The 8,981-nt window shown below is 62.9% G+C and carries 11 protein-coding genes; all 11 read left to right on the top strand.

The genetic code is table 11. The features are described from left to right. The first annotated feature begins 211 nt into the window (after positions 1–211). From KF785_17115 to KF785_17065, 11 genes are read left to right on the top strand one after another with little or no spacing between them, the layout of a single operon-like run. Positions 212–1,702, top strand: coding sequence for a type II/IV secretion system protein (locus KF785_17115; protein MBX3148489.1), 1,491 nt, complete (start codon positions 212–214; stop codon positions 1,700–1,702). Beyond that, positions 1,635–2,135 carry a type II secretion system major pseudopilin GspG gene (gspG, locus tag KF785_17110; GenBank protein MBX3148488.1) on the top strand — a complete coding sequence of 167 codons (501 nt, stop codon included), beginning with the start codon at positions 1,635–1,637 and terminating at the stop codon, positions 2,133–2,135. Before KF785_17115 ends, gspG begins: the two co-directional genes overlap by 68 nt. Further along, the gene (locus KF785_17105) at positions 2,132–3,325 is read left to right on the top strand and encodes a type II secretion system F family protein (GenBank protein ID MBX3148487.1); all 1,194 of its coding nucleotides are present in this window, start codon (positions 2,132–2,134) and stop codon (positions 3,323–3,325) included. Before gspG ends, KF785_17105 begins: the two co-directional genes overlap by 4 nt. Beyond that, complete coding sequence (locus KF785_17100; GenBank protein ID MBX3148486.1) at positions 3,322–3,585, top strand: type II secretion system protein; 264 nt, start codon at positions 3,322–3,324, stop codon at positions 3,583–3,585. Before KF785_17105 ends, KF785_17100 begins: the two co-directional genes overlap by 4 nt. Further along, positions 3,575–3,922 (top strand): hypothetical protein, encoded by a 348-nt coding sequence (locus KF785_17095; protein MBX3148485.1) that lies wholly within the window; start codon positions 3,575–3,577, stop codon positions 3,920–3,922. Before KF785_17100 ends, KF785_17095 begins: the two co-directional genes overlap by 11 nt. Beyond that, positions 3,919–4,467, top strand: coding sequence for a type II secretion system protein (locus KF785_17090; GenBank protein MBX3148484.1), 549 nt, complete (start codon positions 3,919–3,921; stop codon positions 4,465–4,467). The genes KF785_17095 and KF785_17090 overlap by 4 nt, the downstream gene beginning before the upstream one ends. Then, positions 4,464–5,156: a general secretion pathway protein GspK gene (locus tag KF785_17085; protein MBX3148483.1), complete on the top strand. Its 693-nt coding sequence runs from the start codon at positions 4,464–4,466 to the stop codon at positions 5,154–5,156. Before KF785_17090 ends, KF785_17085 begins: the two co-directional genes overlap by 4 nt. Then, complete coding sequence (locus tag KF785_17080) at positions 5,153–6,124, top strand: hypothetical protein (protein MBX3148482.1); 972 nt, start codon at positions 5,153–5,155, stop codon at positions 6,122–6,124. The genes KF785_17085 and KF785_17080 overlap by 4 nt, the downstream gene beginning before the upstream one ends. Further along, positions 6,121–6,690 (top strand): hypothetical protein, encoded by a 570-nt coding sequence (locus KF785_17075; GenBank protein ID MBX3148481.1) that lies wholly within the window; start codon positions 6,121–6,123, stop codon positions 6,688–6,690. The genes KF785_17080 and KF785_17075 overlap by 4 nt, the downstream gene beginning before the upstream one ends. Beyond that, a complete protein-coding gene (locus tag KF785_17070; protein MBX3148480.1) occupies positions 6,668–7,162 on the top strand; it encodes a hypothetical protein in 495 nt (164 codons plus the stop codon). Before KF785_17075 ends, KF785_17070 begins: the two co-directional genes overlap by 23 nt. Further along, positions 7,159–8,586, top strand: a complete 1,428-nt coding sequence (locus tag KF785_17065) for a hypothetical protein (protein MBX3148479.1) — start codon at positions 7,159–7,161, stop codon at positions 8,584–8,586. The genes KF785_17070 and KF785_17065 overlap by 4 nt, the downstream gene beginning before the upstream one ends. Positions 8,587–8,981 lie beyond the last annotated feature (395 nt).

Genomic DNA, 8,981 nt, shown 5'->3' with positions numbered 1-8,981 from the left:
TGGTAGAACGTCGCTCTTTGGTCCCTGCTGCTGACATCTAGCGCCAACGGGTGCGACATTGCTTGCGGATGTCGCACTGGTGCGACGAGGATGTCGCAGGCGGGCGCTGTGCGACTCACTGTATCTCGTTGATTCGGATGCCTTAAGGAATGTGGCGCCCTCGGCACGGGAAGTGCCCTATGCGGCAGATATCGCTGCAACGGATCTCAAGGTGACTGCTGTTCGTTCCTCCCTGCCACTCTCGGAGTCGTTCCGCCGCGAATACTTGATGTTCTATGGCATCCTTCCATTGGATATTATCGGCGGGCGCTTGCGGCTTGCTGTTGCCGGAGGCCAATGCGCAGATGCGATCGAGGACATGTCGTCATTCTATCGGGTCGAGATCGACCTAGTTGATGTTACCCCGGCTGAGCTCGAGTCCGGTGTACATGCCGCCTTTGCCACGCAGGAGTCCGTCGTTGAGCTGGTGCGCGGACTTGATGGCCAGACTGACGGTGTACACGGCACCGACGTTGTAAGCGCGACCGACGTGCGAAGCGAGGCGAATCAGGCCCCCGTCGTCCGTTTCGTAAATACGCTGATCCGCGAGGCGCACACGGCAGGTGCGAGTGATATCCACCTCGAGGCCACGGCACAGGGCCTTCGCGTGCGGCTCCGCATCGATGGTGCCTTGAGCGAGCTACCAGGGCCCCCATCCAGCCTGCAGCACGCGGTACTGTCCCGGCTCAAGCTCTTGGGTGAGCTCGACATCTCCGAACGTCAGCGCCCGCAAGACGGCCGCATTCGCGTCCGGCTGGACGATCGCGAGCTCGATCTTCGCGTGTCAACTATGCCGGTCATTCATGGGGAATCGGTCGTGATCCGCTTGCTGGAGCGTGGCGGCCATCCGGTGGGGCTCGACGAACTCGGAATGCCGTCGTCGATGCTCGACGCCTTTCGTCGAATGGCTGCCAAGCCCTATGGCATCGTCCTCACGACGGGACCGACCGGAAGCGGCAAGACGACCTCCCTGTACGCGGCGCTCGGCCTGCGGGACGCGGTGCTCGAAAAGATCGTCACCGTCGAGGATCCCGTTGAGTATCACTTGCCCGGTGTGGCGCAGGTCCCGGTCAAGGTCAAATCCGGCGTGACCTTCGCGGCCGCACTGCGGAGCATTCTCCGCCAAGATCCAGACGTACTCATGATTGGTGAGATGCGTGACCACGAGACGGCAGCCATTGCGGTGCAAGCGGCCATGACCGGTCATCTCGTGTTCTCGACCCTGCATACGAACGACGCGATCTCGGCCATTCCGCGCCTCATCGATCTTGGGGTCGAACCCTATCTGATTGCCGGATCCCTCGAGGGCGTCCTTGCGCAGCGGTTGGTTCGCCGCGTGTGCCGCAGCTGCCAGGAAGGCTACGCTCCCGCGCCCCTGGCGGCGGCGATGCTCGAGCAAGTGGGTGAGGAGTCAATCCCGTTGATTCGCGGTCGGGGGTGCGCCGCCTGCCGTGAGACGGGATATCGCGGCCGCGTTGGGCTCTACGAGATGCTCCATGTTACGGACGAGTTGAAAGGTGAGATCATACGGGGCGCAAGCCTTTCTGCGCTGCGGACTGTCGCCCGGGAACAAGGGTACCGCTCGTTGCGCGACGATGGTATCGCCAAAGTCAGGGCAGGGATCACGACGATCGAGGAGGTGGTCCGTGTCACCGGAACGTGAGCGCGGTTTTACGTTGATCGAGCTATTGGTCGTCATCAGCGTCGTTGCCATCCTTGCTGGAGTCGTGACGCCCCTGGTGTTCCGAAACGTGGGAGACGCGAAGCAGGCAGCCGTTCGGACACAAGTCGCGATCCTCGAACTGGCTCTCGACGCCTATCGTCTCGACAATGATTTCTACCCAAGCACGGGTCAGGGGTTGGCGGCCCTCGTGTCGCGGCCTGAGGGCGTACCGGCTGCGCGTAACTGGAGAGGCCCGTATCTCAAGCGGGGCGTGCCCGTTGACCCCTGGGGCCGCGCGTACATCTATCGAAGCCCAAGCCAGGACGCGAGCAGCGTGGAGTATGACCTGGGTTCACTCGGGCGTGACGGAGCACCCGGCGGCGACGGAGACGACGCTGATGTAGGTCTACGTGCTGCTGAAAGCGCGCGATGAGACCTTTTGCGTACGTTGCGGCGGATGCCAGTGGCACCACTCGACGTGGACGAGTGCTGGCGGCATCGCAACGCGCTGCGGTCGAACGACTGAGCCACGATGGACTCCTCCCGATTCAGGTGACCGAAGCTCGCCGCCGAGGACACCTCGGTGGCGGACCAAGCTCGAAGCAGTTGGCGCATCTGATGCGCGGTATCGCCGGTCTTACCGGCGTTGGGATGCCACTGGCCAGGGCGGTCGAATCGTGCCGCCGCCTGGCGCGAGGCCCCCTCGTTGAGGTCCTGGACGAGGTCAGTGAGCACCTCCGTCATGGTCAGACCTTGTCCGCTGCGTTGATGCAGAGTGGGGCCGGGCTTTCACGCGCAGCTCAGGGAATGCTGGAAGCATCTGAGCGCGGGAGTCGGATTGATCAGGGACTCGAGCAGGTGGCTGCGGCCCTCGAACGGGAGGTCGAGCTGCGATCGCGCCTGCGTCAGGCCCTCGCGTACCCTCTCCTGCTGACGGTTGTCGGTCTGTTCTCGACGGCGCTGATCGTCGGTGTCGTCATCCCTCGCTTTGCCACCCTGTTGGAGGATCTCGGACAGGCTCCACCCCCGATAACGCAGCTGTTGCTGAATGTGGCGCGCTTGGGCGTCGCTCACTGGTTCTCGCTGATGTTGGTGCTGGGCGCATCAACCGCAGCATTGCTCGCCTACCTTCGCCGACCTCACGGGCGTCTTGCGTTCGATGGCGTGTTGCTTCGCATGCCACTCGTCGGCCCGCTCATCGTCCAGCGTGCTTCGGGTCGTGTTGCCGAAGCGCTCGGCGGCATGCTCGTGGCGGGCATGCCGCTCCTGCCCAGCTTTGATGCCGCGGTGGTGGCGGCGGGCAATCGCGAGCTGCAACGGCGCCTGGAACAGGTGCGCCGGCACGTGGCGGCCGGGAGCCGGCTCGCAACGAGCCTCGAACGCGAAGCTGCGCTGGATCACGACGTGCTTCAGTTGGTCGCATTGGGTGAGGCGAACGGCCAATTGGGCCCGATGCTTCTCCGCGCAGGCGAGCGAGCGTTGACGGACGGGGAGCAGCGAATCAAGGCGCTCGTGGGACTCATCGAGCCCCTATTGATTATCGCTTTTGCGCTCGGCGTTGGGTTTGTGGCCGCTGCGCTCCTCCAAGCGGTGTACGCCCTTCGGCCGGGGATGGGTTCGTGAGCGGGCGGTCAGGAACGACGCTGGTCGAGTTGCTTGTGGTTATCACCATCCTGGGCACGCTGGCTGGTATTACCGCATTTACGATCGGGCCGAGCGGATCCGGAACTGCGCAGCACGACCAGGAGCAGGAAGGACGTCGCCGCGCGGTCCTCAGCGGAACGGCAGTCACTTTGACTGAGGTGGCGGATTCGGGCCGGGCAATGGTTGTCCGCTACCTGCCCGACGGTCGAGTGATCAAGGAGCCCGTCAATGGCCAGTAGTGTGCGCGGAGGTGCGCTCCTCGAGGCCGTCGTGGGCCTTGCGATCCTCAGCGTAGCTGGAGCCGCGGTGGTCGGGCTCGTTGCTGGGGGGCTGGCCAGCGAGTCTCGAGCGGTCGTGCGCGAACGTATGCTGGAGGAGGCAGACCGTCTCTTGGTTGCAACCGTGCTATTGGATCGAGGCGACCTCGACCGCCGCCTGGGGGCTCAGGTTATCGGAGCCTTTACCGTCGTGGTGACACGTCCGGAGCCGACGTTGTATCGCCTCTCGATCGTGGTTGCTGAGCATCCGGAGTCGGAACTCCTCACGACGGTCGTCTACCGCGCGCGGGTCCAATGAGGGGCCGCCACGGGTTTACGGTCATCGAACTCCTTATCGGGTTAGCGGTGGGAGGTGTTGTACTGATCCTCGCGGGGGCCGTGATGGGGCAGCTTGCCGCCGATGCCGGGCGTGTGGTCAGAGTGCGAGACGCACTCGACCGTCGGGCGGAAGCCCGTGCCTTCCTCACCTCGGCGTTTCGGTCGCTGCAGGTGGGGCAGGGGGATGATGACAACTTTCTTGGATCGGCGCAGGCAACCGAGTTCACGGCGCGCATGGAGACCGCTCGTGGCTGGTTCGAACCGCGCCGCCTCGTGCTGATGGGTGAAGGTGGCCGAGTGCTCCTTCGAACAGTTGGTGAAGGCGCGATCACGCTTTTCGAGCACGTAGACGGACTGGAAGCCCAGTATCTCCTGACATCTGGAGGCAGCAGCGAATGGCTGCAGGGATGGCATTCGCCCTCCACCGCACCCGTGGCGATCCGCCTCATCCTATGGTGGTCAGAAAAGGAACGCGTGGAGTCCGTGTCCGACACACTGCTGTTCGTGATTGGCAGTCGCGGATGAACAGGAAAGGGTTCGTGCTGCTTTCGGTGCTCTGGGTTGTCGTCGTCATCTCAGCGATTGGCGTCACCGTACTGGCCTCTATCCGTCTCGGTTCTCGCCTAACGGCGAACCGAGACTATCTGGCCCGGGCTGAATGGGCACGGGCGTCGTGCGGGGAGATTCTGAAAGCCCGATATGCAGCCACACCGCGGCTTTGGGTTCTGGACACGATTGCGTTGGGTCGCGGGACGTGGTGCACCGGAAAAATGACGGATGCAGATCAACTGTTCAACATCAACCTCGCGACCGATGGTCAATTGCTCCAACTGCTAGGCTCCGACTCCCTGGCGTCGGCCGTGCGGGATTGGGTCGATGACGATACGGTCGATGCCCATGGTCTGGCAGAGGGCCGCTGGTATCGTGAGCGTGGCCGCAGGGCACCGAGAAACGGGCCGCTGGTGTCGATCGAGGAGCTGCTGCTGGTCAGAGGAGTCGACCCGTCCTTGGTCGATCGTCTTCGTCCACGAGTCAGTGTTCTAGGTAACAACCGACGGCTTGATGTACATGCTAACCCTGCAGACCAGCCGCCAACCACCATTGTAGCGGATCTCTCGGCCGGTGTTCGCGGTACTCCGTTGATTGTTCAAGGGCGAGTGGCCTTCCGTACGGCGGGGACTCGATTGGCGACGCTCTGGCAGGAGTTTCCATGACGAACCGGTACATCCTGACGGTAGGGTCGGCTCGGTTCCGCCTTGAGCGTGTGCATCGTTCGGACCGTGTGCTGATTCGTGAACTCGCAGCTTCAGGCGATATCACCGAGGATGTCGCGGAACTCTTGCGATCGCTGCCCTGGCACGTGAAGCGGCGCACGTGGTGGCTGGCAGTGGGGCCGCCGGCTCTCCAGCGCCGCCGGGTGGCGGGGTTTCCGCCCGTGACCGAGCGGCAGCTTCGTACTGTGGTGAACCAGCATGTCGAGCGCTACTTCCGGGTCGTACCGGGTGGGCTGGTCGCCGATGCGGCGTGGGTAGTAGACGAAGCGGGCCAACGCATCGCGTTCCTGGCCGCTGCTGAGATGGCGTTTGTCACCGACATTCTGGCCGCGCTCGCCAGGTATCGAATTCGGGTCAGCAGGGTCGTAGCGAGCGAAGCGGAGTGGGCTGGGATTGACCTCATGCCGTTGGCAGAGCGTCACGCACGAGTTCGCCGATTAGGCCGGGTCATGGTTGGTGCCGCGGCGGTTGCGGCGTCTCTGATGGTGACGACGGCCGCTGTCGTTGCCTATCAGCTGGTACGCACCGAGGCGCGCGTGTCCGCGGAGGTCGCACGGACCCGTCCCGGGGCCGAGGCTGTACACCGTGCGCGGAGTGAGGTCGAGGCGATTCGCCGGATCGTCGAGACGACAGACAGCCTTCGTGGGCTACGAGGACAGGCCATTCACGATCTTGCGGGCTTGGCGTCTGTGATGCCACCAGATGCTGTGCTCGGGGCAATCACCCTCACATCGGACAGTGTCTTTGTGGTAGGGAGAGCGGAGTCCTCGGGGCGTCTCGTCGAAGCGCTTCGGGGGCTCAGTCAGTTTGACTCGGTACGGTTGGCGCCACCCAAACCGCGTGCTGGCGGAGCGACCCACATTTCCGGTCGCCCGTTTGAGATCACGTTGACCCGAGTGTCCCCGTGAAAGAGCGCGACCGTCGCGCGATCGGCGCTGGAGTCGCCGTCATTCTCCTTGTGCTACTCACCGTACGGGGTGTCCCGGGGATCCTCGGCTGGTTTCAGCTAACCCGAGCTCGGCTGGATGCCGCGCAATCGGTGCATGCACGGCAGGTGCAGCAGCTGACGCTGCTTCCGGTTCTCGAAGCCGAAAGTGATTCGCTCCGCTCCGCGTTCACAGGTCTCGCGGGGCAGTTGCTGGCCGCAACAACGGAACCAGAGGCGCAGGGTGAATTGTTGGTGCATCTGGAAGGAGTCGCCGGCAGTAGCGGGGTTCAGCTTGATCAGATCGAGCCGTTGGCCGATTCACTCGGTGAGGATCGGCTCAGACGGGTCCGGGCCCGAGCCGTCGTGTCGGCAACGCTCGACGAGCTCTTGGACTTTGCGGCTCGCGTCGAATGGGGGCGCCAGATCATGTTCATCACGTTTATGCGAATCGAGCAGGCCGGAGAGAGTGCACCCAAGATGCTGAAAGTCGAGGTTGTCGTCGAAGCATGGTTCCTGCGCACCAATGGCGCTGCGCTCCGTGCGTGATCGGCGATGGTGGGCGGCCTTGGCCGTAATGACGCTGCTGGCTGTCGCGGTTGTCCGAGTTGGCGTCGCCGCACTCGGTACTGATCGTCCCGCCCCTGGAGCCGAGGCCGGTGTCGATCGCCCTATGGTCGTGCCGAGAGCGCGCTTGGTGAAGTCCGAGTTTGACAGTCTGGTGGATGTGATTCGCGCCTCCGCGGCGTTTCAGTCGTCTCGGGTTCTTGGTGCCCCGGCGGTAGCTGATGATCCGGCGGTGCCGAGGCCAGCACGCCCGATTCTTTACCTCGGTGGGATGGTGGGGGGAGTGGCACCCCTTGCTGTGCTCTATGGCATCCCCGGAATGCAGGGCGGAAGGGTGGTTCAAGAGGGTGATACCGTTGGCGGTCTTCGTGTCCGCTCGATTCGTGGAGGAGTCGTCTCCGTTATTGGCTATGACACAACCTGGGCATTGAGTCTCGAGGAGACGGTGCGATGAAGGCAGTCCATATTGGTGCGCTTCTCATCGCGCTCATGGTTCGATCCGTGGCCGGGCAGGCCGCGGTTGACACAGCCTCGATCCGGATCGTCGACACCGAACTACGGTTGGCCATCCAGTTGCTAGGCAAGCGCCTCGCCAAGCCAGTGATCGCCGCAGGTGTGCCCGAAGTGAGAGTGACACTGGATACCCCGCATGCCGTGACGCCACTGGAAGTCGCGGCGCTACTAAGGGGTTTAGCTCAAACACATGGACTCGCGTTCGTCGATGACTCGGCATTTTATCAGATCGTACCGAAAGGCGAAGTCGTTGTGCCTGTGCACCAGTCGGTCGAGGCCGTCATCAAGCTCCACGTCCTACGTCTCAAGCATGCCCGGGCGGTAGACGCTGCGGCAGTCATTGGTCAGTTGTTCGGTGTTGGAGGTGGGTTCTCCAGTCGCGGCGGGCTTTCCAGTGGCACGCTTACCGACGAGCTGCGCCGTTCCCGAGTCCCGGCGGCCGGTGAATCGGTGCCTGGTGCGGCGGGGGCAGAGCCGCAGCAATCTGTCCTCCGAGGGGATATTGCCGTGGTGGCCGATGACCTTACGAACTCCCTGTTTATTCGGGCGTCGGATACTGATTTCCAGGCCATCCGGGATGCGGTCGAGCAACTCGACATCAGGCCACTGCAGGTACTCATCGAAGTCCTGATTGTTGAGGCCCAGACCAACAAAGACTTTTCGCTGGGGGCAGACCTGTTTGTTCCTCCGCGTGGTACGGATGGAACGGTCTCAGCCAAGGTGACGGGTGGTGGCCTGGGCGACTTGGTCATCAATCTGCTCAAGATCGGGCGTCGCGATATTGATGCAACAATTCGCGCGGCGCAAAGCAAGGGTCATGTGGAGATCGTTTCCCGCCCCGTTCTCGTGGCGTCCAATAATACAGAAGCACGCCTTCTTGTTGGATCGCAGCGCCCGTTCGTGCAAGTGAGTCGATCGCTTCCCACAGACTCGCCGACGCGTGACCAGGTCATTCAGTATCGTGACGTAGGGACCAAGCTCACAGTACGCCCGACGATCAACCTGGACGGCTATGTCTCGCTGCAGATTCAGCAAGAAGTCAATGCCGCGACGAGCGAGGTACAGTTCGACGCACCGATCATCTCCACGCGAGAAGCGAATACCCAAGTGCTGGTTCGTGACGGGCAGACGATTGTGATCGGGGGACTCAAGGACCAGCAGCGGGAGCGGAGTCAGTCGGGGGTGCCAGTGTTATCGGGAATCCCCCTGATCGGTGGCCTATTCGGGTCGTCTTCCCGGCGGAGCAGCTCAACAGAACTTTACGTCTTTCTCACACCGCGGATCTTACGTATCGACGACGACGTCGATCGTGTTACCGAATCTCGGTTGCTGCCCGCTCTCGGTGATACCACTCGAGTTCGATGAAGTCGACGGCCCGGCAGTTCGGTCACATTCGGAGTATACGGTGCTGCTACCGGTGCGCAGCTAAGAGAATGTCGCAGGTGAAGCCTGGGCATGTCGCACCCTCCTGCGCCGGAGTGGTCAAGCGAAGTGATTGAATTGCACTAAGATAGGGGTGGGGGGTGGTGTGGCGTGGGTTCTGCCTAGCGAGGGAGTATTCCTCGTCCGGTCTTCGGAGGCGTCCCATGTCGCTCGGTCGTTCGTTGCGCATAGCTTTCGCTGCTACGCTCGTGCTTGTCGGTCTCCCTGGTCTGCCCCCCGCCCCCCTCGCCGCGCAGATTTCGGTGACGCCGGATGGGGCGGCGGAACCGAATCGGGTGATCCATACGACTGGGCACACCGCGACCTTCACGGTCACT

It is taken from the genome of Gemmatimonadales bacterium (genome assembly GCA_019637315.1).
Classification (GTDB): Bacteria; Gemmatimonadota; Gemmatimonadetes; order Gemmatimonadales; family GWC2-71-9; genus SHZU01.
Note: the sequence above shows the minus strand (reverse complement) of the source record. Positions and strands in the feature narration are given on the sequence as shown.